The organism is Bradyrhizobium sp. Bra64 (assembly GCF_024519875.1).
GTDB classification, from domain to species: Bacteria; Pseudomonadota; Alphaproteobacteria; order Rhizobiales; family Xanthobacteraceae; genus Bradyrhizobium; species Bradyrhizobium japonicum_G.
This window is the reverse complement of the sequence record NZ_JALJRD010000005.1, coordinates 125,841-147,983: the sequence shown is the minus strand read 5'-3', so window position 1 is coordinate 147,983 and position 22,143 is coordinate 125,841. Positions and strand designations below refer to the sequence as shown.

24 protein-coding genes and 1 tRNA gene are annotated in these 22,143 nt (G+C 62.2%); 10 read left to right on the top strand and 15 right to left on the bottom strand.

Annotated features, from left to right (window positions below):
- Nucleotides 1-32: 32 nt before the first annotated feature.
- From NR187_RS17640 to NR187_RS17620, 5 genes are read left to right on the top strand one after another with little or no spacing between them, the layout of a single operon-like run.
- A complete protein-coding gene (locus NR187_RS17640) occupies nucleotides 33-407 on the top strand; it encodes a P27 family phage terminase small subunit (protein ID WP_256807148.1) in 375 nt (124 codons plus the stop codon).
- The gene (locus NR187_RS17635) at nucleotides 373-2,010 is read left to right on the top strand and encodes a terminase large subunit (RefSeq protein ID WP_256807147.1); all 1,638 of its coding nucleotides are present in this window, start codon (nucleotides 373-375) and stop codon (nucleotides 2,008-2,010) included. Before NR187_RS17640 ends, NR187_RS17635 begins: the two co-directional genes overlap by 35 nt.
- Nucleotides 2,010-2,408: a hypothetical protein gene (locus NR187_RS17630; protein ID WP_256807146.1), complete on the top strand. Its 399-nt coding sequence runs from the start codon at nucleotides 2,010-2,012 to the stop codon at nucleotides 2,406-2,408. The genes NR187_RS17635 and NR187_RS17630 overlap by 1 nt, the downstream gene beginning before the upstream one ends.
- A complete protein-coding gene (locus NR187_RS17625) occupies nucleotides 2,401-2,733 on the top strand; it encodes a GTA-gp10 family protein (RefSeq protein ID WP_256807145.1) in 333 nt (110 codons plus the stop codon). Before NR187_RS17630 ends, NR187_RS17625 begins: the two co-directional genes overlap by 8 nt.
- On the top strand, nucleotides 2,720-4,936 hold the full coding sequence (locus NR187_RS17620; RefSeq protein ID WP_256807144.1) for a hypothetical protein: 2,217 nt from the start codon (nucleotides 2,720-2,722) through the stop codon (nucleotides 4,934-4,936). The genes NR187_RS17625 and NR187_RS17620 overlap by 14 nt, the downstream gene beginning before the upstream one ends.
- A gap of 1,426 nt (nucleotides 4,937-6,362) precedes the next feature.
- Here the strand turns inward: NR187_RS17620 and NR187_RS17615 are convergent.
- The gene (locus NR187_RS17615) at nucleotides 6,363-6,557 is read right to left on the bottom strand and encodes a hypothetical protein (protein WP_256807143.1); all 195 of its coding nucleotides are present in this window, start codon (nucleotides 6,555-6,557) and stop codon (nucleotides 6,363-6,365) included.
- 148 nt (nucleotides 6,558-6,705) lie between these two features.
- On the opposite strand from NR187_RS17615, the gene NR187_RS17610 reads away from it, so the two are divergent.
- Nucleotides 6,706-6,987, top strand: coding sequence for a hypothetical protein (locus NR187_RS17610; RefSeq protein WP_256807142.1), 282 nt, complete (start codon nucleotides 6,706-6,708; stop codon nucleotides 6,985-6,987).
- 165 nt (nucleotides 6,988-7,152) lie between these two features.
- Nucleotides 7,153-7,458, top strand: a complete 306-nt coding sequence (locus NR187_RS17605) for a hypothetical protein (protein WP_256807141.1) — start codon at nucleotides 7,153-7,155, stop codon at nucleotides 7,456-7,458.
- A 60-nt stretch (nucleotides 7,459-7,518) separates the two neighbouring features.
- Here the strand turns inward: NR187_RS17605 and NR187_RS17600 are convergent, their stop codons facing one another.
- A complete protein-coding gene (locus tag NR187_RS17600; RefSeq protein ID WP_256807140.1) occupies nucleotides 7,519-8,055 on the bottom strand; it encodes a hypothetical protein in 537 nt (178 codons plus the stop codon).
- 397 nt (nucleotides 8,056-8,452) lie between these two features.
- On the opposite strand from NR187_RS17600, the gene NR187_RS17595 reads away from it, so the two are divergent.
- Nucleotides 8,453-9,508: a tyrosine-type recombinase/integrase gene (locus NR187_RS17595; protein ID WP_256807139.1), complete on the top strand. Its 1,056-nt coding sequence runs from the start codon at nucleotides 8,453-8,455 to the stop codon at nucleotides 9,506-9,508.
- A gap of 9 nt (nucleotides 9,509-9,517) precedes the next feature.
- Here NR187_RS17595 and NR187_RS17590 read toward each other — a convergent pair whose 3' ends face one another.
- From NR187_RS17590 to NR187_RS17550, 9 genes are all read right to left on the bottom strand, one after another.
- Nucleotides 9,518-10,273, bottom strand: a complete 756-nt coding sequence (locus tag NR187_RS17590) for a hypothetical protein (RefSeq protein WP_256807138.1) — start codon at nucleotides 10,271-10,273, stop codon at nucleotides 9,518-9,520.
- 2 nt (nucleotides 10,274-10,275) lie between these two features.
- On the bottom strand, nucleotides 10,276-10,794 hold the full coding sequence (locus NR187_RS17585; protein WP_256807137.1) for a hypothetical protein: 519 nt from the start codon (nucleotides 10,792-10,794) through the stop codon (nucleotides 10,276-10,278).
- Nucleotides 10,795-11,029: 235 nt separating this feature from the next.
- A tRNA-Pro gene (locus tag NR187_RS17580) sits at nucleotides 11,030-11,107 on the bottom strand.
- A gap of 108 nt (nucleotides 11,108-11,215) precedes the next feature.
- The gene (locus NR187_RS17575; RefSeq protein ID WP_256807136.1) at nucleotides 11,216-11,794 is read right to left on the bottom strand and encodes a MerR family transcriptional regulator; all 579 of its coding nucleotides are present in this window, start codon (nucleotides 11,792-11,794) and stop codon (nucleotides 11,216-11,218) included.
- Nucleotides 11,795-11,820: 26 nt separating this feature from the next.
- Complete coding sequence (locus tag NR187_RS17570; RefSeq protein WP_018456841.1) at nucleotides 11,821-12,162, bottom strand: integration host factor subunit alpha; 342 nt, start codon at nucleotides 12,160-12,162, stop codon at nucleotides 11,821-11,823.
- Between the two features lie 133 nt (nucleotides 12,163-12,295).
- Nucleotides 12,296-13,276, bottom strand: a complete 981-nt coding sequence (locus NR187_RS17565; RefSeq protein WP_211385940.1) for a beta-ketoacyl-ACP synthase III — start codon at nucleotides 13,274-13,276, stop codon at nucleotides 12,296-12,298.
- Nucleotides 13,273-14,334, bottom strand: a complete 1,062-nt coding sequence (plsX, locus tag NR187_RS17560) for a phosphate acyltransferase PlsX (protein ID WP_211385939.1) — start codon at nucleotides 14,332-14,334, stop codon at nucleotides 13,273-13,275. The genes NR187_RS17565 and plsX overlap by 4 nt, the downstream gene beginning before the upstream one ends.
- Before the next feature lie 297 nt (nucleotides 14,335-14,631).
- Nucleotides 14,632-15,213, bottom strand: coding sequence for a DUF177 domain-containing protein (locus NR187_RS17555; RefSeq protein ID WP_256807135.1), 582 nt, complete (start codon nucleotides 15,211-15,213; stop codon nucleotides 14,632-14,634).
- On the bottom strand, nucleotides 15,210-15,773 hold the full coding sequence (locus tag NR187_RS17550) for a ubiquinol-cytochrome C chaperone family protein (protein WP_256807134.1): 564 nt from the start codon (nucleotides 15,771-15,773) through the stop codon (nucleotides 15,210-15,212). Before NR187_RS17550 ends, NR187_RS17555 begins: the two co-directional genes overlap by 4 nt.
- Before the next feature lie 98 nt (nucleotides 15,774-15,871).
- Here NR187_RS17550 and NR187_RS17545 point away from each other — a divergent pair, with 98 nt between their 5' ends.
- The gene (locus tag NR187_RS17545; RefSeq protein ID WP_256807133.1) at nucleotides 15,872-16,357 is read left to right on the top strand and encodes an outer membrane protein assembly factor BamE; all 486 of its coding nucleotides are present in this window, start codon (nucleotides 15,872-15,874) and stop codon (nucleotides 16,355-16,357) included.
- Nucleotides 16,358-16,474: 117 nt separating this feature from the next.
- Nucleotides 16,475-17,476, top strand: coding sequence for a tripartite tricarboxylate transporter substrate binding protein (locus tag NR187_RS17540; RefSeq protein ID WP_256807132.1), 1,002 nt, complete (start codon nucleotides 16,475-16,477; stop codon nucleotides 17,474-17,476).
- A gap of 276 nt (nucleotides 17,477-17,752) precedes the next feature.
- Here the strand turns inward: NR187_RS17540 and NR187_RS17535 are convergent, their stop codons facing one another.
- The 4 genes from NR187_RS17535 to ribH all read right to left on the bottom strand — a co-directional run bounded on the left by NR187_RS17535 (nucleotide 17,753) and on the right by ribH (nucleotide 22,118).
- Nucleotides 17,753-19,873 (bottom strand): sodium-translocating pyrophosphatase, encoded by a 2,121-nt coding sequence (locus NR187_RS17535; protein WP_256807131.1) that lies wholly within the window; start codon nucleotides 19,871-19,873, stop codon nucleotides 17,753-17,755.
- Nucleotides 19,874-20,099: 226 nt separating this feature from the next.
- Entirely contained in the window at nucleotides 20,100-21,098 is a 999-nt protein-coding gene (gene thiL, locus NR187_RS17530; RefSeq protein WP_256807130.1) for a thiamine-phosphate kinase, read from the bottom strand.
- A gap of 28 nt (nucleotides 21,099-21,126) precedes the next feature.
- Nucleotides 21,127-21,624 carry a transcription antitermination factor NusB gene (nusB, locus tag NR187_RS17525; protein ID WP_211385932.1) on the bottom strand — a complete coding sequence of 166 codons (498 nt, stop codon included), beginning with the start codon at nucleotides 21,622-21,624 and terminating at the stop codon, nucleotides 21,127-21,129.
- 2 nt (nucleotides 21,625-21,626) lie between these two features.
- Complete coding sequence (gene ribH, locus NR187_RS17520) at nucleotides 21,627-22,118, bottom strand: 6,7-dimethyl-8-ribityllumazine synthase (protein ID WP_256807129.1); 492 nt, start codon at nucleotides 22,116-22,118, stop codon at nucleotides 21,627-21,629.
- Between the last annotated feature and the right edge of the window lie 25 nt (nucleotides 22,119-22,143).

The window sequence follows — 22,143 nt, the reverse complement described above, 5'->3', positions numbered from 1 at the left end:
GCCTACTTACCATTTGTCGAGTGGGTTGCGGCATGAAAGGGCGGAAACCACCGCTTGCTGCCGACGCGGCCGCGCTGGACGCCTCGACCAAGGCGCCGGCATGGCTCAGCAAGCACGCGAAGGCCGAATGGCGCCGAGTGATGCCGGAGCTTGCGAAGCGACGCATTCTCACGATCGCGGACCTGGGCTCGCTGGAGAGCTATTGCTTGGCCATGGGCAGGGTCCGCCAATTGGAAGCGCTCTTGAGCGCCGAGGTCGATTTGAAGCTCATCCGCGCCCAGGACAAGAGCATGGTGACGGCGCGCCAACTCGCCGCTGAGCTGGGCCTAACCCCGGTATCGAGATCGCGGCCGGCCGTCCGCGACAATGACGATGAAGGCGACGATGATAACCCGCTCGCCCTCTAAGGACACCTATCCGCACTGGATTTTCGACAACTCGCCCATTCCCGACCCGTTCGGTTTTGGCGAGCGCGCCGTCGAATTCCTCCGGCGCCTTAAGCACCCCAAATCGTCGCTGTCCCGGAAGCAATTCCAGCTCGATCCCTGGCAGGAACGTATCGTGCGCGCGATCTATGGGCCGCGCGACGACGCGGGCAACCGTATCGTCTCCGTCGTAGTGATCCTGGTCCCTCGCGGCAATCGCAAGACCAGCCTGTCCGCCGCGCTGGCGCTGCTCCACACGATAGGCCCCGAGCGGGTGCCCGGTGGAGAAGTGATCTTTGCGGCGTCCGATCGCGGCCAAGCGGGCATCGCCTTCAAGGAAGCGCGCGGCATCGTCCAGGCTGATCCCAAGCACCTGGTCCCGATGACCAAGGTTTACGACGCCTTCAACAGCGCCAAAAAAATCGCCTTTCCCCGCGACGGGACCGAGTTGGAAGTCATCTCGGCAGACGCACCGAGCAAGGAAGGCCGCACCCCGTCATTCGTGCTCGCCGACGAACTGCATGTGTGGCGTGGTGACGGCCTCTGGACCGTCCTAACCAACGGCCTGGACAAGATCGACAACAGCTTGCTTGTCGTCGCGACGACGGCCGGCCGTGGCGACGATAGCAAGGCTTGGGAAGTGATCGAACGCGCCCGCAAGATCGCGCGCGGCGAGATCGTCGATCCGACCTGGTTGCCCGTCCTGTTCGAGGCGCCGCCCGATTGCAATTATGCCGACGAAGAGCTTTGGAAGCGCGTCAATCCAGGCAGCGCGCACGGCTACCCCTCGATTGCCGGCTTCCGCAAGCATGTGGCGAGGGCAAAGGACAGCCCGACCGAACGCGCCCGGTTGCTCCAATACAAGCTCAACGTCTGGCAGGCCCATTCGACCAGCCCTTTTGTCGATATGGCGACCTATGATCGCGGCGCGGCACCGATCGACTATGAGGCCTTGCGGGGTGCGCCGTGCTGGGTTGGCGTCGATATGTCCAAAACAACGGATCTTTCCGCCGTCGTCGCATGCTTCAAAGAGGGCGACGCCTATACCGTCTTGCCGCACTTCTTTTGCCCCGAGGCCGACATACTCCGGCGCGGCGATGTTGACGGCGTGAATTATGAGCAGTGGCGCCGCGATGGCTTCCTGACTGCCACGCCTGGGAACGTCATCGATAACGCTGCAGTCGCCGACTACATTCGAGGCCTCGCTGAGCGCTTCGAGGTCCAGGAAGTTGGCTTTGATGTGACATATGCCCAAGCCGTGATCGCACCGCTGCAAGAAGAAGGCTTTCCGGTCGTCACCATCCGGCAAGGCTGGGCAACGCAGTCGCCGGCACTCAACATCCTTGAGGCCGCAATCATCGCCGGCAAGTTCTGCCACGGCGGACACCCGATCTTGCGCTGGAATTTTTCGAACGTCGCTATTCACACCGACGCGAATTCGAACCGGATCATCCACAAGACCAGATCGACGGACCGGATCGACGGCGTCAGTGCAACATGGATGGCCGTATCGCGCGCGGCTGCGGGCGAAGGCGGTTCGTTCCTCGACAACCCGGAAATCACTGCCGACATGCTGGTGCTCTGATGGCCGACGGCCTCGAAACCTACCTCGCATCGCTTCCGGACAAGCTCACCGAGCAGCTATCGGACGTGATCCGTGAGCAGGCCGAACGCCTGTCCCAGGCCCAACGCGAAGCATTGCAAGCCCTTGAGCGATCGCCGGACGAAACCGGCCGCCTTGAGGAATCATGCGTCGTGGTCCCTAGCGACAATCCCCTGGAATTCATCGTTCAGGCAGGCGGTCCGCTCACCACCAAAGAAGTCCGCGAGGGTAGCGGCGTCGAATACGACTACGCCGTCGGTTTCGAGTTTGGGACCAGCCGGCAGGCAGCCCGGTCGTTCTTTTTCAACACCTATGAAGCCATGCGCGACGACATGCAGCAGGCGATCGACGATGCAGTTAGCGAGGTTCTAAATGACTGATACCACCGGCCGCGAAATCACATGGGCAGGCGGCACCCATACCTTTGACCTGGGGCACCCATGGGTCCGCCGCGTGATCTCATGGCGCGGCATCAACGGACACGCGCCGGCCGCTCTGCTCGCCCGGTTTGGAGCCGATAGCTACGGCCCGGTAGATGCAGAGCGCGTGATCGAACTGGGACTGATCGGCGGCGGCATGCCTGAGCGCGACGTTGAGGCGTTGCTTGACGCCCATGTGCGCGGCAAGCCTATGGCTACCAGCGTTTCTCTTGCCAGCGCCATTCTGGCGACCTTGCTTGTGGGGGCTGACAATGCCGACGCCTAGTCTCCGCATCCCCGTTTCGCTGAACCTGGACCAGTTGAAGGAACAGCTCCGGCAAACGTCGTCACTTACCGGCACCGCCACGCGCCAGATCGCGAAGCAGTTCTTGGACATGAATAAGGACCTCGCCAAGGACGCGATCTTTGCGACCATGGCGCGCGGCGCCGTCGATCTCGCCGGTAAGGTCGCGCTGGCGGTGGGCACCTACAAGCTGATGACGGCGGCGATAAGCGGCGCCCGCGAGCAGATGCAGCAAATGGTCGATATCGCGGATAAGGCTGGCAATCTTGGCGTCAGTCCCGCTTTTCTCCAGGCCTTCACCGCGGAAGCCCGCAAGCTAAAGGTTGAGGCCGGCGAGCTCGAAGCTGCTCTCGATCATGCTTTCCAGGCGACCAAGGACAAGTCACCGGTCGATATCGGCGAGTGGAGCGTCGGCGAAGAGAAGATCACCGACGTTGAGAAGGCCTTGCGCGTCTATAACGAGGAACTGGCGAAGGCGGCCGGGCAGCGGCTGCAAGGCCTAGTCCTGTTCCGGGACGCTCAGACCCACGAGGACAAGATCAAGGCCGTGCTCGCGGCCATGATCCAGCTCGATCAGATCGGGCAGCGGGCGGCATCCCTGGACCTTGGCGAGCGTATGTTTGGTTCCCAGATCGTCGATCGCATGCGGCAAGGTAAGACCAGCGCCGAAAGCATGCTCGCGACCATCAAGGAAGCCAGCGCCAATTCGGACGGGATATTCAGCAACGTCCTGGTTGAGCGTGCGAAGGAAGTCGACGACCAGCTCAAGTTGGCGCAACAGCGACTTTCGACCGCGCTGAAGCCGTCCTGGGACGATCTCGCCAGCGTCATGACGGACATCAAGGGCGCCTGGGCCGACGTCATCGGCTACATCGCCAAGGCCGTCGAGCTTTCGAACAAGATGCCGCGCATTCCCGGATTGCCCGCGAGCGCAACCGACGTTGACGCCAAGCGGGACGCGCTCGACCGTGTCAATGCGCGGCTCAACGGCACAAGCTCTTGGACAGACACCTATGGCGTATTCGCAAGTCGCGAGAGTCTTGAGGGCCACCGCGACCGGCTGCAAAAGGAAATCGCCGGGCTCGCCCAAGGCGACCAGTATGGCCCGCCAGTGCCCAGCCAGACGCGCGGCACCGGCCCGGCGCCAACCAAGATCAGCACGGGCAGCGACGCGGACAAGCTCGGCACGGCTGCCGACAGCATCGAGAAGCGCACCGCCGCGTTGCGTGAGGAGGCGGCCGGCATCGATCTTTCCACCGCCGCACGCGAAAGGAACAAGATCGCGGCCCAGCTCCAGGTCGTCGCCATGCAGGCCAACGCCGCCGCTGGAAAGGGTGAAGGCGTTGTCACTGCGGAACAGCGCCAACGTATCCAGGAAGTCACCGAGGCCTACGGCAAGGCCACTGAGGCCATTGAAAGGGCGACCGTCGCACAGTCGATCCGGCGCGGCCGGCAGACCTCGCTACTCGATCCCCAGGACGTGCAGGTCGCGGAACAGCTCAAGGGCCTCTATCCCGACGTCGCGATCGCGCTCAACAGCGTTGAGGCGTCCGCCATGCGGACCAATGAGGCCATGCGCTCCGTTGGCAGCACCATGAGCAGCAGCCTCACGACCGTCCTTGCGGACATCCTGGACGGCACCAAGTCCGTATCGGCCGGCTTCGCCGACATGGCAAAGTCGATCGTCCGCGCGCTCGAAGAGGCCATGATCAAAATGCTGATCGTGCAGCCGATCATGCGCTCGCTGAGTGGCGCGTTTGGTTTTAGCGACGGCGGCTTGGTCGGCGGCACCGCACCGGTCGCCAAAGCAGACGGCGGCTACATCGCGGGACCAGGATCCGGCACGTCGGACAGCATCCCGGCGCGACTTTCGAACGGTGAATTCGTGGTGCGCGCCTCCGCCGTGGCGAAGCACCGGGCCGTGCTGGAGGCGATCAACAGCGACCGCATCCCCAGGTTTGCCGATGGCGGACTGGTCGGCAGCACGGCCGCGCCCATGATCGCTCCCTCGAATGTAATCGCGCCGCAGATCGCAGTCACAGTGCAGGGCTCGCCCGGCCAGTCGCCGCAGGACCATCAGCGCATGGGCGAGACCATCGCCCAGGCGGCCCAGCACCAAATCAAGAGCCTGATTGCTAGCGAGCTGCGAACGGCTACGCGTCCCGGAGGTATTCTCCGGCGATAAGCGTCGCTACGAAGCTATCCAATAGCGATGCAACGTTTGATTGCATAGAAGTTGCGCCGCACTTCGCGGCGTGACATAATGGTCTCGATAGCGGACCTTCTTCGACGGTATGGCGAATACGAGACGCCAGACTATGAGCCAGCCGCAGGCGCACGGACATCAGGCTAAGCGCTCCCCTGGGACGACCAGGACGCCTCAGCAGGGTCGCACCGGGACGATCGCGAGATCGTTGAACGCACCAAAAAAGATGAAGGCTCTGCTACTGCGGCATCCTTCTCCGATCGCCTGTAGACGGATATCCGGCAGACGATCTGGCTTCACCTTCGGGTGATAACCGGGAGCGTAGCTTGCTACGCGAGAAACGGAACGACGCTAGGTAATGGTCCCCACCTAGTTGCGACGTGGCGAACGTCGCTTTGGTTCTGGATTGACCTTCGATGGAATGAACCACCGATACTCTTCTCTCCTTTGGGAATGGACACTTGAGCTTCACTTGCTCTTGTCTATTCCCGGAGGGAGAAAGCTTCCTTTGGAATGGGTGCTTGTATGTTGGTTCGTTTGTGAAGATCAACAAGAGCGGGGACGCGATCGACGCCGGGAGCGGAGCGAGCGGCTAGGAGCGGACCGAAAGCGAACCGCTACAGTGCTTCCTCGAAAAACCTTGAAAAAAGATAGCGAAAACCTCGCTGAACATGCTACATTATCTGTAGCGCGGTGCTCGTATCACTGTGCACCCTGAAGCCCTCCCGATTGCCTTGGAACGTCGGGAGGGCTTTACTTTTGGTGCTCGCTCTTTTTAAGGCTACGTCCCGACTGATGGGCTTGGCAAAGAGAAGTAGTCAATCTTTAGCTGTGCCCGGATCTCGTCTACGCATTTGGCGGTGCGATGGCTGATATCGACGCACTTGTCGGCGATTGAGCATATCTCGTTTACCGTGGCCTTGTTTGCCGGTTTTGATCTCTGCTTGAAAATTGGATCAGTGGTTCCTCGTATTGGCGCGAGCCCCCAATTGTCGATGCTCGTGATCGTCTCTTGCGTATGGTCCGTAGTGTATTGTGAGTGGCAATAGTAATTTCTCGCCTCGGTGACGGGTTCGAATTCCTCGAGACATCGCAGCAGTTCTGATCTTGTCGCTTCGGCTATTCGCGTTTCGTGTCGGGCTAGGTTGTAGACCAGCTGCATACGCCTGCGAGTGCTAAGGATTGATGCCCATGCGATATCCGCATTCCCGTTCGGTGTTCCCGCGAGACAAAAATAGGCGGCGTAAAAGCAGGATTCGCAATTCGCCCAAACAGCTACCAGCTTGCCAACGCTGAGCAACAGTTGCACGGTCACGTCGAGGCCGGCCGGTATAAGCGAATAGGTAGACGGAGTTTTTTGAGCCATCCAAAGACATCCGATTTTGATCTGCACAACCCAAAGGGGTCATTGTCTACGCATCCACTCCACGACCAGCAAAACCATCACGAGCACTACTAGTCCAATCAGGCGTCTCGCGATTCTGCGCAGTTGCCATTGGGCGTTCCACTCCATCGCTTGTTGGACCGCCGGGCTAAACGCCAAAAGCACGGTCAGTATGCCCGTTACGATCATGGCCACGCCAAACAGCTCAACAGTCATCGCCGCACACCTCAGTCCATTATCAGCTTACATTGCGACGGTGCGTCCAGTCGAATTAAGTCAGCACCGACTTACAATCTTTAATTGAATCAATGGATTGACGCCACCTAACGAATATGAGTCTTATGGCCAGTGCATCACACCAACCATGGGGCTGATTTTGTCCGCTGCATCCGGAACGTTCATTTCGACCGCTGACTATTTCGAACTCGTTCGCGCGCTCCTCGATCTCCACGAAGAGCAGGCGCCGTTTGCCAGCCCCAGGGGGCGCCGGGACTGGATCGAAAACGAAATCAAGCTGAAGCTTGGTCTCGTTGGCGACATCTGGCCGGCTGAGATTCGCGGCGACCTCGTCATTGACGGGCTGGAGCATGCGGAGCGGCGGCAGAACCTAATCCATGTTGCCTTCCCGCAACACCGCGCCCTTTAGTTCAAAAACCGCGCGCAATCCTGATCGCGAACGCTATAGCGCAAACAGGCGATTGGCTTCACGGCCCCTCGCTTCTCCTCTGTCAGTGCAACCAGTCGGCGCGCATCACTCGCCGACTGGTTTTTCGTCAGAGGAGATCAAGTCAACTGATCATTGGAGAAGTGAATGCCGAGAGAGACCAAAGTAGAACGCGAACGCCGCGTAGCTATGGCGACTGACGATCTAGTCGTGAAGCTCACGCCGAGCGTTGACAAAGAAATCAAAACGATTCGCGCCGCCGTGCGGAAGCAAAAACTTCCGATAGCCGGTGAACCTCGGATTGGCGACCTGACCAGATCGCAAGCTATCGCCCACAGCAGGCAGTTTATGCAGTTGGCGTTCATGCTGAGCCAAGTCGCCAATGATCTTCCGGATACGCCGGAAGAAAAGAAACGGCGCAAGGAATTCGTGCCTAGAGGAATTTCGATCTAATTGAGCGAAAGGGCGCGGATCACACCGCGCCCCTCATCGTTCTGGTCGCCGCACGGCTAATCAGAGGCTGAACCTGTAATTGAGTGGCGGTGTGTCACCGAAGGTGTTGATGTAAGCGAGGATCAAATCTCTTTCGATCCATCGGGTATTGTTACCTGTTCGTATGAAGGCGACCGCTAAGCGGGCTATTGGATAGTTCAGGCGCCAAATTGATTGAAGTGATTGAATGGCTCTGTGCGACCGTTCGGTGCGCAAAGCGGCAGAGCGCCGGAGTTGATTTAATCGTCGCGCTAGGTCGCTTGCTTCACCAATATAGAGCGTGCCGGTTCTGTCTTGACCGCAAATGCGGTTGAAAGTTGAAGGCTTGGATAGATCATCGTCGGCATCCAATCCAATAAGCAAGTAGACTCCACTCGATCCATGGTCTTTTGCGCTGAAATATCCTCCGCCCAGCGGGTAGTGTTCCCAAGGTAGGAAGATGCGAATGATCTCCCAGGAAGGCATATCGCAGGATCTGAGGGACATGCCGTTACCCTTGCTCCAGCCTTCGACAAGGTCATAGATGCTAATGCTTTTCGGCTGGACGCGATTAGTCATGGGTATCGATCCGAGCGGATGGCACCGTAGGTGATTGCCTTAATCATCTTCACGCGATCTCGCAGCGGCCCTTCCGACTATCTTGCTCTTAGTTGATCTTTTTTTTGCGAGCAAATCTGCATCCGGCCGCTATAGCCCCCTCATCGGCAGCGATCGGGATCATTGGAAGTGCAGCTCACCAAGCGCGGACTAACGAAACGGGAGGCGGCCGATTACTGCGGCTGCAACACCCTGTCCACGTTTGACCGCTGGGTTCAAAAGGGACTTATCCCCAGGGCAATGCCCGGAACGAACCGCTGGGACCTAAAGGCCCTTGACTCCGCCCTAGACCGGGCATCGGGCCTTGTGACAGAATCTACCCCGGAAATGACCCCATACCAGCGTTGGAAGGCTGAGAATGCGCGTAAGACCCAAGCCGCTTAAGCTCCAGGGTATCAACCGCGTTCCCAAGCGTCAGGCTGACGGCACTGTCAAAATCTACCTCTACCACCGTGCCACCGGGATCCGCCTGGACCCGGATCGACTTGCTGAGACCTACGCTGAGGCCGAGAAGCGAATCCGCCGCCGGAGCGAAAAGACGCTCACCGATCTCATTCGCCTGTTCGATACGTCCAGCACCTACGCCGCACTGAGCGAAGAATCCCGCAAGCAGTATCCTTGGAAGCTCAAGCGCATTGAGCAGCAATGGGGCACCGTCCCTGAGGACACGTTCAACAACGCGGACGATGCCGACGCCTTCGCGGCGGACGCCCTCGCGTGGCACCAAGAGCTAGGGAAGACCTCGCGTCGATCGGCCGACAATCTCATGTCGGCGCTGTGCCGTGTCCTCTCGTTCGCGAAAGAGCAGCGCCGCATCAAGCACCACCCCATTCCGACGTTCCACCGGCTCTACAAGAGCGACCGGGCCGACAAGACATGGTCGGAGGAGCTACAGCAGCAATTCATCAAGACCGCGAGGCCCGCCATGGCGACGGCCATGATCTTGGTCCGAAACACCGCCATGCGCGCAAGCGACGTGCGTAAGTTCGCCTGGACGCGATACGATGGACAGCGTGTGCAAATCCGGTCCAGCAAGACCGGCAAGATGCTCTGGATCCCCGTTACGCGCGAGCTGAAGGCCCATCTGGACGCCCTTCCTCGCGTCGGCGCGCTGGTCATGCTGACGCCTACGGGCAAGGCCTACACCAAGCGCTACTTCAACGACCACTGGCGCGAGGACTCCGACGCGGTCGGAGTTGGCGACCTAAACTTCCACGACAACCGGGGCACTGCCGCCACCCTGCTCGCTGAGGCGGGCGCAACGGCTCCGGAGATCGCTGAGGCCCTTACCTGGACCGTGGACAAGGCCCAGCGCGTCATTGATGCCTATCTCGCCCGCCGTGGTGTTCTGGCGGCCAACGCCTACGCAAAGCTTGAAGATTACCGAGATAAGATCACCAGAGACGCGAACTAATCTCCCAACCTAAGCGGCCTCGGCAAGACGGATAAAGGTTGCGTCAGGCACCTCATATTCGATGACATTGGCAGACTGCGCGAGAACGTTCAGGTAGTTTCCCAGCTCGGCCTTCTTCTTCACGACCGCAACTCTCTGCGGAGGATTGTCCAGACGGGCAATGTCGTTGAACTTCACTGCGGCGTTCACTACCGACGTGTGGTGCTTGCTCACGGGCTCGAACAGCGAAACCCTATCTCTGTGGGTAACCATGGTCGCCACCGGCCACTTGTGGGTGGACGAACCAACAAAATCGACATTTCGGACAATTTCCGTTTTCGGGAATACGGTCGTCAGCCGGCGATAAAGAATGTCCGATTCCTCTTCGAAGCGTCGCTCAGCTGCTTTGAATGCCGCAATTGCTGCGGCTTCCGAAGAACAATTTGCGACAATAGTAACAGCTCCCGCTAGCTGCTCTTTGTTTGCCTCTGCGATGAAAAACGCCTGATTGTCGAAACGAATGCCGAAGTGCTCTGCCAACGGCTTCGCACTGTTGGCGTAAAGAACAGACGCTCCGATCATGTCGGCCTCCATCTGCCCCAGACCCATATCCGTGACGAAAAAACGCTCTCCGTGCTGCGTCACTTGGACCACAGCACTCGCACCGCTGGGATACATCAGAGGCGTTTTAATCAAAGAGGCCGACCCGAAGTGCTCTGTTGACACAAGCTCACGAGCTACTGCGTCTACGGCAGAGGCAAATTTCTCGTCGATCTTGATCGGCATGATTAGGCAATCCCGAAGAGCCCCGGCTCCTGCCAGCCAGGTCTTTCGACCTTCTGCATCCCAGAGATTCTAAACGCTTCACCGATGAATACAAGAAACTCCTCAAACGATTGTAAATCGGGCCTTATGGGTCTCGCGACGGGCAGATTGCCAACGCGCATTCGGCCTTCATCGGGAAGCCAATTGTGCTCGAATTCGTGGATGTGAGTTTCACTAATCCTCAGCATCTGGAGTTCAGGCGGGCCGATCGCTTTGTTCGTATGAACGCCCATCGGGCGCCACTCGGCTCGCGACAAATGAGAGCACGGTCCTCGGGCCGGCTGATACTGAACTTGGAAACGCACGGCGCGGTCAGGCAGGTTCTGGCAAGCTCCGCCCCTCAATTCTAAGCCCGGGATTGTCACGCCATCAATTTCGAGACTTCCCGTTAGACAGAACCAGACCGAATCGGACTGCTCCCACTTCGGCCTTCCCGAAAGCGTTTTCTCAGCGGCCATCATGCCGGGGAAATCTAAAGCCATATGCAACCTGCTAAAGCACACCGGCAAGATAGCAGGGCGACGCTAAAAATCGCTTAAGATGTGGTTAATTTCCGTCCAGTTATCCGACCTTATTTCTGCTGCCCACAGCCTCGCCTTGGCGAGGCAATCTTGGTGCTCGTAGAACGACCCTAGAACAAAATTGCAAACCATTTGCAAACGGGCGGTTGGCTGCAAACACACCGCCCGAAAATATGATTGATTTTATTGGGTAATTTGGTCGGAGCGAGAGGATTTGAACCTCCGACCCCTAGTCTCCCAGACTAGTGCGCTAACCGGGCTGCGCCACGCTCCGAACGTCGTTCCATTAGCTAGGATCGCCGCTTTGCGCAAGGCGAGGTGCGCACCAATTTGGCGGCTGCCCTGTCCCCCGGAACTGACGGCAAGACGGCGAAATGCCGGCTCAGCCGTCCTTCAGCGCCTGGTCGAGCATTTCCCGGCAGGCGACGAGGTCGGCGAGTGCCCGCCCGAGCCGCTCCCGGTCCAGCGCGCTGGGGCCGGCGGGCGCGGCGGGGGGGCCGCCTTTGCGGAAGGTGGTAAGGATGTCCTCGTCGTCGACCTCCGTGAAGCGGAAGTCGATGCCTTCCTCCTCATCGCCCTGGTAATCGTCCTCGTCGGCCTCAGTGACGCCCTTGATGGGCGCCTCGTCGTCGGGCTCCATCAGGCTGGCGCCGATGGCGTCCTCGATCGCCCCGAACGAGACCGCGGCTGCGCCGTCGGCGAGGCCCTGCACCGATTTGACGCCGTGCTCTTTCAGGATCCGCTGCACCCCGCGGATGGTATAGCCCTCGCCGTAGAGGAGACGGCGGATGCCCTTGAGCAGGTCGACGTCGTCGGGGCGGTAGTAGCGCCGGCCGCCGCTGCGCTTCATCGGCTTGATCTGGGAGAATCGGGTCTCCCAGAACCGCAGCACGTGCTGCGGAATGTCGAGTTCCTGCGCTACTTCGCTGATGGTTCGGAACGCATCCGGCGCCTTGTCCAAATGCAATATCCTTTCCGAAAGGCGAGCTACGCCTCGGGTTGAGCCTTGCTGGCATCGCCATTGGTGCGGTGCTGGGCGTTGATCCGCTGCTTCAGGATCGCCGACGGCTTGAACACCATGACCCGGCGCGGCGAGATCGGCACCTCGGTGCCCGTCTTCGGGTTGCGACCGATTCGCTGACCCTTCTTGCGGACCATGAAGGAGCCGAACGAGGACAGCTTCACCGTCTCGCCCTTCTCCAGGCAGTCGGTGATCTCCTTCAGGACGAGTTCCACGAAGGCAGACGATTCCGTGCGCGACAGCCCCACCTTCTGGTAGACGGCTTCGCACAGATCGACACGCGTTACGGTTTTACTTTGATCGGTCATCGCCCTGCCCCACATCACGGCGAACAATTGTTGTCTGAAATTATGAGGTTACGATACGACGGTCAACAGCGCTCATCAATGCAGACGCATCGATAATCCGCGTTGATTCGGGCAAAATTTTATCGACTGTGGCTTACCAGCGCACCAGCGCGGAGCCCCAGGTGAAGCCGCCGCCCATCGCTTCCAGCAAAACCAGATCGCCGCGCTTGATGCGGCCATCCTTGCGCGCCGCCGACAGCGCCAGCGGAATCGAGGCCGCCGAGGTGTTGCCGTGACGGTCCACCGTCAGCACCACCTTCTCCGGCGCGATGTGGAGCTTGTGCGCGGAGGCGTCGATGATTCGCTTGTTGGCCTGGTGCGGCACGAACCAGTCGATGCTGTCGGCGTTCAGGCCGGTCGCCTCGAAGGCATCGACGATGACGTCGGTGATCATGCCGACCGCGTGCTTGAAGACCTCGCGGCCTTCCATGCGCAGATGGCCGACGGTCTGGGTCGAGGACGGCCCGCCGTCGACGAACAGCTTTGCCTTGTGGCGGCCGTCGGAGCGCAAATGCGTGGTCACCACGCCGCGGTCGGTTGCCGCATTGCCCGGCTGCTCCTGCGCCTCCAGCACCACCGCGCCGGCACCGTCGCCGAACAGCACGCAGGTGCCGCGGTCGTTCCAGTCGAGGATGCGCGAGAAGGTCTCGGCGCCGATCACCAGCGCGCGCTTGAAGGCGCCGGTACGCAGGAAATTGTCGGCGGTGGCGAGCGCGAACACGAAGCCCGAGCACACCGCCTGGAGGTCGAAGGCCGCGCCATGGTTGATGCCGAGCCCGTGCTGCACGGCGACCGCGGTTGCGGGAAAGGTGTTGTCGGGCGTCGAGGTCGCCAGCACGATCAGTTCGATCGACTGCGCGTCCACGCCGGCGTCGGCCAGCGCAGCCTGTGCCGCCCTGAGCGCCAGGTGAGAGGTGAACTCGCCCTCGGCCGCAATGTGCCGCTCGCGAATGCCGGTGCGCTGCACGATCCACTCGTCGGACGTGTCGATGCGCGTCGCCAATTGGGCGTTGGTCACCACCTGCTCCGGCAAATAAGAGCCGCAGCCCAGCACGACCGAACGAATTTGAGTCACGAAACATCCTCCGGCGCGGTTGGCACGGAACTGAGTGCACCACCCTCGCGGTTGAGCGTCTGATTGATCTTGTTCAGGAGATCGTATTGCGCCATCTCATAGCCAACATCGATCGCATAGGCAAAGCCTTCGGCGCTGATTCCGCCGTGGCTCTTGACCACTAGTCCGCGCAGTCCCAGGAACACACCGCCGTTGGACTTGTTCGGGTCCATCTTGTTGCGCAGGGCCTGAAAGGCGCCCCGCGCGAACAGATAGCCCAGCTTGGACAGCCAGCTCCGCTGCATCTCGTTGCGGAGTAATTCCGCCATCTGGCGTGCGGTTCCCTCGGCTGCCTTGAGCGCGATATTGCCGCTGAAACCTTCGGTCACGATGACGTCGGACAGCCCCTTGCCGATCCCGTCGCCCTCGACGAAGCCGATATAGTCGAGCTCCGGCAGGTTCCTCGCGCGCAGGATGTCGCCGGCGTCGCGGATCTCCTCGTGCCCCTTGATCTCCTCGGTCCCGATATTGAGCAGGCCGACAGTGGGACGGGGCTTGTTGAACAGCACGCTCGCCATCGCGGCGCCCATGACGGCGAGCGACACCAGATGGTGCGCGTCGCCGCCGATGGTGGCACCGAGGTCGAGCACGACGGATTCCCCGCGCCTGGTCGGCCATATCCCGGCAATGGACGGACGGTCGATGCCGGGCAGCGTGCGCAGGTGGAACCGCGCCATCGCCATCAGCGCGCCGGTATTGCCGGCGGAGACCGCGACGTCCGCCTCACCCTTCTTCACCGCGTCGATGGCCATCCACATCGAGGAGGTCTTGCGGCCGCGCCGCAGCGCCTGGCTCGGCTTGTCGTCCATGCCGACGGCAACGTCGGTATGGACGATCTTCGAAGCGGCCTTGAGGGCCGGATGATTCTCGAGCTCGGGCTCGATTTTGGCGCGGTCCCCGACCAGCAGGAACTCGATCTGGCGATGCCTTTGAAGCGAGATGGCGGCGCCTGGAATGACCACGGCGGCGCCGACGTCGCCTCCCATGGCGTCAAGGGCGATGCGAACCTTGCTTGGCATAAAAGTCCTGGAAACCTGGTCTGGTGCGGTCTTGAAGGAGCGGGCCCGCAAAAATGGCTTCGCCATGGACATGGCGATGGGCCAAGCGCCACGCGCGCCCGGACCGGGGCGCGACAATAGCGTTTTGTTATCCCGAAACAACCTCTTGCCCCCAGCCTTTTGCATTCGGGGCAATCCGGAAAGGGGCCGGCAAATTCAAAGGAAATATATTGAAATCAGATAGATAAACGCGCCTCTCAAACCATCCGGGCAAGCACTTCGCACCGCCCGGCAAGGCGTTCTTACGGGAATGCCCGGCTATTTGTCTTTCTTCTTGTCCCGCTTCTTGCCCTGGAGCGCCTTCAGCACCGCGAACGGATGGTCCGCCGGGTCGGGGGCGGTGACCTCCGCCTCGAACACGGCCCCTTCCTTGCGCGGATAGGGGTCGATCGCCAGGAACAGCGCATCGGTGGCGAGCCGTCCGAGGTCGATGATGCCATTGGCAATCGCCTCCGGCGGGTCGGCGATCTCGGCCGGCGCCTTGTCGTCCTGCCCCTCCTCGATCAGGTCGGCCAGCCGCCGCGCCTCCGCCTCGGGGACGAACATCAGGTCCACCGCCTCCTCGATCTCGCTCTCGATCGGGTCGAGCGTGATCACGCAGGTCTGGCCGACCCTGGCGCGGACGCGGCCGGTCACCTCGAAGCGGCCGCCGCTTTTCGGCACCACGTCGAACTCTGCCTGGGCGGAGAGGACCTCCCGCAAACCCGCGAGCTCGGCCATGGCCTGCCGCTCGGCGGCGGAGGCCTCGAGCTTGCGGTGCACGCCGGTGTCGGGAATTTGCGCGACGATCACAGGGGCACGCCAGGGATCGGGCCTGGATTCGGCGTTCGGTCGGCTCATCGCGTGGTGTCCTCAGTGAGCGCTGGGGGAAACCGGAAGGACGCGAGCAGCAGCGCAGCCTCGTCGGTCCGGCCGAGATCCGCCTCCGTGGCCAGGGCGTAGGCCGCCAGCCGCTGCGCCTGGTCCAAGCCGGTCCCATTCAAGATATTCTTGCAGATCGCCGCCGCCAGTGCTCCATCGCCATCTTCGATGGCCTGGTCGTAGGCCTGGACGCGGCCATAAAAGGCCTCGCCAAAGGCCCGCATCCGCTTCGGCACGGTCTGGTCGCCGATCCCCATCTCGCGCAGATTGTCGTCCATGTCCTCGCAGAACCGGTCGAACAGCGCCTGCGACAGCTCGGTGGCGCGTCCGTTGGCGCCCTGGGCCGTGCGCAGGCGGCGCAGCAGCAGCCAGAGATGCAGCAGCAACAGGTCGAAACGCCCATTAACCGTATCCGGCACGCCCAAGTCGCGGTAAAATATGGGTTCTCGCGCCTGCGTCACGATCATGCCATAGATGGCTTCAATGGTGCCCGGCGGGGCTGGCCGGGGTTTCCTGAAGTGATTGAACGGCCAAAGCATTGTGGTTTCCGCAAGCGGGCGCGCGCGTGTTGCATTCAGAGCCTCCGCCCGGTACTTCAGCGCCTCGCGCGACGCAAGGGGACGGAATCAGTTCCGCTATGACGATAACGAATCAGAACGGCCTGCGCCCGAACAAGCGGCGCGGCCTTCATGCACGCTGGCGAAGCTTGCGGCTGTTCGCGGCCGCGACCCTGGTTGGCGTTGCGCTTGCGGGCTGCACCGGCGAGCAATTCCAGAAGGGCTACATCCTGCCCCCCGGCGCGCTGGAGCAGATTCCGATCGGTGCGAGTCAGGACCAGGTGCTGATCGTGATGGGCACGCCCTCCACAGTCGCAACCCTCGACGGCGAGGTGTTCTACTACATCTCGCAGCGCTCGGAGCGCATGGTCGCCTTCATGAACCAGAAGGTGGTCGACCAGCGCGTCATCGCGATCTATTTCGACAAGACCCGGCGCGTGCGGCGGCTCGCGAATTACGGCCTGCAGGACGGCAAGATCTTCGACTTCATCAGCCGCACCACGCCGACGTCGGGCCAGGAAATGAGCTACCTCACGCCGCTGTTCAAGCTGCTCAGCTTTAACTGAGCCTTCAGCCTGCGGCGTCGTGCCGCTCTCCGCGCGGCACTTGCCGTCGCGCGCGACTTGCCGTTGCGCGCCTGGTTCCATACGCTCCCCGCAAAACAAGAAGCAGGGAGTGGATTCGTGCCCAATCAATTTCTGTCTCGCCGTCGCGTGCTTACCGGTGCTGCCGGCCTTTCGGCCGCAGCGATCCTGCCGCGATCGAGCCTGGCGGACTGGAAGCCCACCGAAAACATCCGCATCGTCGTACCGGCTGCCGCCGGCGGTTCGACCGACGTGATGGGCCGGCTCCTGGCCGCGCATCTGCAAGCGGCCTGGGGCCAGTCGGCCGTGGTGGAAAACCGCTCCGGCGGCGGCGGCACGATCGGCACGGCCGAGGTGGTCCGCGCCAAGCCGGACGGGCATACCATTCTGATCGGCAATCCCGGTCCGAACGCGATCGCCTACAGCATCTTCAAGAATCTCGCCTACAAGCCGGACCAGCTCCAGCCGGTCTCCAACATGATCCGGATCCCGAACATCGTCTCGGCGCATCCGAAGACCGGCATCAAGTCGATCGCCGAGCTGATCGCCTTCCTCAAGGCCAATCCTGACAAGCTCAGCTATGCCTCCTCCGGCGTCGGCCAGAGCCCTCACCTCACCGGCGCCTGGTTCCTCCAGCTCACCGGACTGAAGATGACCCACATCCCGTTCCGTGGCGCCGGGCCTGCGCTCCAGGCCGCGCTCGCCGGCGACATCCAGATCCTGTTCGATAATCTCTATCCGAGCCTGCCGCAGGTGCAGAGCGGCACCCTCACCGGCCTCTGCGTCACCACGACGGAGCGTAGCGAACTTGCACCGAACCTGCCGACCATGCGCGAGAGCGCGCCGGAGCTGGCGAATTTCGACGTCTCGTCGTGGTTCTCGGTGTTCTTGCCGAAAGGCGTTCCCGCTCCGGTGCTCGAAGCGCTCAATCTCCAGGTGAAGGCGATGCTGGAGCGCGACGACATCAGGAAGAACATCACCGCCATGGGCGCCCGCACCGACTACGGCACGCCGCAGCAGTTTGCCGCCTTCCTGGATGCCGAGACGAAGAAATTCGCCGGCATCATCCAGAAGGAAGGGCTGCAGATGGATGTGCAGTAGGCGGGCTCGCTTGCGGCGCAGGAGATTTGAACCAGTTGAAGGCGATGAGGACGGCCGCCGCCAGCGCGACCGCCAGCATTGTGCGAGGCCCAGATTGCCGGCTGCCTCTTTGCGCCTTACCGCAAGCCGGACAGACGGTGTCGGCCGCCAACATGTCGCAACCGCACCGCATACATTTGGTCGTCTCGAAGTTCACAGCGACGGTCTCCCGTAAAGCTGACAACAAAAAACCCGCGGTTTGCACCGCGGGTTTGTCGTTTGTAGAGCACCGCAGGTTCAGTGCGCCAGGATCGCCAGCAGCAGCAAGGCCACGATGTTGGTGATCTTGATCATCGGATTCACCGCCGGGCCGGCCGTATCCTTGTAGGGATCGCCGACGGTGTCGCCGGTCACGGCGGACTTGTGGGCATCACTGCCTTTGCCGCCGTAATGGCCGTCCTCGATGTACTTCTTGGCGTTGTCCCAGGCGCCGCCGCCGGAGGTCATCGAGATCGCGACGAACAGGCCCGTCACGATCACGCCGAGCAGCATCGCACCGACGGACGAGAACGCCGCCGACTTGCCGGCCGCGCCGCCACCCGCGATCGTGTAGATCAGGAAGTAGACGACGATCGGCGACAGCACCGGGAGCAGCGACGGGATGATCATTTCCTTGATCGCCGCTTTCGTCAAAAGGTCGACCGCCTTGCCGTAGTCCGGCTTGTCGGTGCCCTGCATGATGCCCGGCTTCTCGCGGAACTGCCGGCGCACCTCCTCGACGATCGCGCTGGCCGCACGGCCCACGGCCGTCATGCCCATCGCACCGAACAGATAGGGCAGCAAACCACCGAACAACAGGCCGACAACCACGTAGGGGTTGTTGAGCGAGAAGTCCGGCTTGACGCCTACGAAATAAGCGTGGTGTGCGGAGTCCGCAATGAAGAACTTGAGGTCCTCATTGTAAGCCGCGAACAGTACCAGTGCGCCGAGGCCGGCGGAGCCGATCGCGTAGCCCTTGGTCACCGCCTTGGTGGTGTTGCCAACCGCGTCGAGCGCGTCGGTCGACTTGCGCACCTCCTTCGGCAGGCCCGCCATCTCGGCGATGCCGCCGGCGTTGTCGGTGACGGGGCCGAACGCGTCGAGCGCGACGATCATGCCGGCCAGCGCCAGCATAGTGGCGGTCGCGATCGCGATGCCGAACAGGCCGGCAAGGCTGTAGGTAACCAGGATGCCGGCGATGATGACGATCGCGGGCAGCGCGGTTGACTCCATCGAGATCGCCAGCCCCTGGATCACGTTGGTGCCGTGACCGGTCACCGACGCCGCCGCGATCGACTTCACCGGGCGATAGTCGGTGCCGGTGTAGTATTCGGTGATCCAGATGATCAGCGCGGTGACGACGAGACCGACGATGCCGCATTCGAACAGCGACATGCCGGTATACTCGACGCCGTCGAGCTTGCCGAAGCCGATCAGGGCGTAGATCACGCCGGCGATGCCGACCAGCGACAGAACGCCGGTTGCGATCAGGCCCTTGTAGAGCGCACCCATGATCGACTGGCTCGGCCCGAGCTTGACGAAGAAGGTGCCGATGATCGAGGTGATGATGCAGATGCCGCCGATCGCGAGCGGCAGCGTCATCATGCTCATGAGGATCGGCGTCTTGGCGAAGAAGATCGCCGCCAGGACCATGGTGGCGACCGCGGTCACCGCATAAGTCTCGAACAGGTCGGCCGCCATGCCGGCACAGTCGCCGACATTGTCGCCCACATTGTCGGCGATCGTCGCCGGATTGCGCGGATCGTCCTCGGGAATGCCGGCCTCGACCTTGCCGACGAGGTCGCCGCCGACGTCCGCACCCTTGGTGAAGATGCCGCCGCCGAGACGGGCGAAGATCGAGATCAGCGAGGCGCCGAAGCCGAGCGCCACCATGGCATCGACGACGACACGGCTGTCAGGTGCGAGCTTCAGCGAATAGACCAGGAAGCCGAAATAGAGGGTCACGCCGAGCAGCGCGAGACCCGCCACCAGCATGCCGGTGATGGCGCCCGCCTTGAAGGCGAGCTCGAGGCCACCGGCGAGCGATGTCGTCGCCGCCTGCGCGGTGCGCACGTTGGCACGGACCGAGACATTCATGCCGATGAAACCGGCCGCCCCCGACAGGACGGCGCCGATGGTAAAACCGATCGCGACATAGAGTCCGAGGAAATAGGCAAGCAGCACGAAGATGACGATGCCGACGATACCGATCGTGGTGTACTGACGCCGCAGGTAGGCCTGTGCGCCCTCGCGCACCGCTCCCGCAATCTCCTGCATGCGCGGCGACCCCGCATCCGCACTCAACACCGAAGACGTCGCCCAAATCGCGTAGACGACGGAAAGCACTCCGCAGAGCACTATCAACCATAATGCTGTCATGTGATTTTTTGCCTCAGATCCTTGATGTACGTACCCCCGGCGCCTTTTGTTTTCCCGTCGTGCGGTGCGGCGCCTTTATGTTGAACAGGGCCGCTCCTTGCCTGAAGGGGTGGCCCTGGTCGGTCACAAGCTTGCCAAAATCAGAATGCGGGTGCAACGCCGTAAGCGGCCGAAAAGGCCGATCTCGGCAGGTATTTAGGGCACGAGCGCCGGTTTGGAGCAATTCCTAGAAGTGGCTGTACGAAAGCCGCTTCAACAACAGTTCCTTGCCCTGCCCGTCCAGGAAGCGAGGCGGCTCATGTCCCGCGACGATCGTGCCGATCGCCGTGACGGCGAGGCCGACCGCCCGCCCCGCGGCAATCAGCGCATCGCTCTGTACCGACGGCACCGTGCACAGGACCTCGTAATCGTCGCCCCCGGCAAGCAGCGTCTCAACGCAAACGACGTTGCCCGCAATCAGGCCGGCCGCCGCGGCCGACAACGGCACGCTCGCCACATCGATCGTGGCCGAGACGCCGGACGCCGCGCAGAGTTTCGTCAGGTCGCCCGCCAGGCCGTCGGAGACGTCCATCGCCGCAGTCGCATGGTCGCGCACCGCCTGCGCCAGCAAATTGCGCGGCTGCGGGACGCGGTAGCGCGAGATCAGTGCGTCCCTTGCAGCAGGATCGGACGCGAGCGCCGCGGCAGCCGCGCCGCCGGTGAGCACGTCGAGGCCGAGCGCGGCATCGCCGATCGTCCCCGTCACCAGGATGCGGTCGCCGGGCCTCGCGCCCGTGCGGCCGACCATCCGACCTTGAGGTACGCGGCCGAAGGCCGTGATCGAGATCATCTGCGGCCCCGGCGTCGACACGGTGTCGCCGCCGAGCAGCGGGCAGGCGAAGGTCCTGGCGTCCTCGCCCAGCGCGTCGGCGAACGGCCTGAGCCAGCCATCCGCCTTGCTGCGCAGCGCGAGCGTCAGCACGAAGCCGGCGGGCGTCGCGCCCTTGGCGGCAAGATCGGACAAATTCACCCGCAACGCCTTGCGCGCGATGGTGTCGGGCGGGTCATCGGCAAGATAATGCACGCCCTCGACCACGGCATCGGTGGTGACGACGATATCTCCGCCGAGCGATTGCAGGATGGCGGCGTCGTCGACCAGCCCCAGCGCGCCGGGATCGGTCGCCAGCGGCTTGAAATAGCGCGCGATGAGGGAGTCTTCGCCGGAAGGATTTTGCGAGGTCGCCATCGATGTCAACCTAACCTCCGGCGTCGCCTTACCCCCGCCCGAACTCGTCACCGCGAAACTGGCGGCCGATCTGGTCGAGCACGGCGTTGACCATGCCGGTTTCCTCGCGGTCGACGAAGGCATTGGCGACATCGACATATTCGGAGACCACGACACGGCCCGGCACGTCCTTGCGGTGCTCCAATTCGTAGGCGCCGGCCCGCAGCACCGCGCGCAAGATCGCCTCGATCCGCTTCAACGGCCAGCCCTTCGACAGCGCCTCGTCGATCAGAGGATCGAGCTTCTTCTGGTCGCGCACGACGCCGGAGACGACGTCGCGGAAGAAGGCCGCTTCAGCCGGCAGGTACGTGTCGCCCTCGACTTCGTTACCGAGCCAGTGGCTCTCGAACTCCGCAAAAATGTCGTTGATGCCCGCGCCGGCGATGTCCATCTGGTACAGCGCCTGCACGGCCGCGAGCCGCGCCGCACCGCGCCGGTTCGCCTTCTTCTCCGTGCCAGCCGACGGCTTTTTGCTGTGATCGGCCATCGTCAGGCCCGCGCCAGGCGGCGTTTGATGCGCAGCATCGCAATCGCGGCGCGCGCGGCATCGCCGCCCTTGTTGAGCTCGCTGGCGCGCGCCCGCGCCCAGGCCTGCGCCTCATTGTTGACCGTGAGGATGCCGTTGCCGAGCGGCAGCTTTCGCGCCACCGCAAGGTCCATCAGCGCGCGCGAGGATTCCTGCGAGACGATCTCGAAATGGATGGTGTCGCCGCGGATCACGCAGCCGAGCGCGATCGCAGCGTCATAGGGCTTGCCGCTGGCGGCAGCCGCATCGACCGCAATGGCGATTGCCGCCGGGATCTCCAGCGCGCCGGGAACCGTGATGACGTCATGCGTCAGGCCCGCCGCCTTCAGCTCGGCCACCGCGCCGTCCAGCATCGCGTCCTGGAGATCGTCATAGAACCGTGCCTCGACAATCAGCGCGCGCGCGCCGGAAATGTCGGTCTGGTCCTTCAGAGGTGCGCGCCGCGCGTCTGCCATCGTAAACCTATTGTGTCATTGCCAG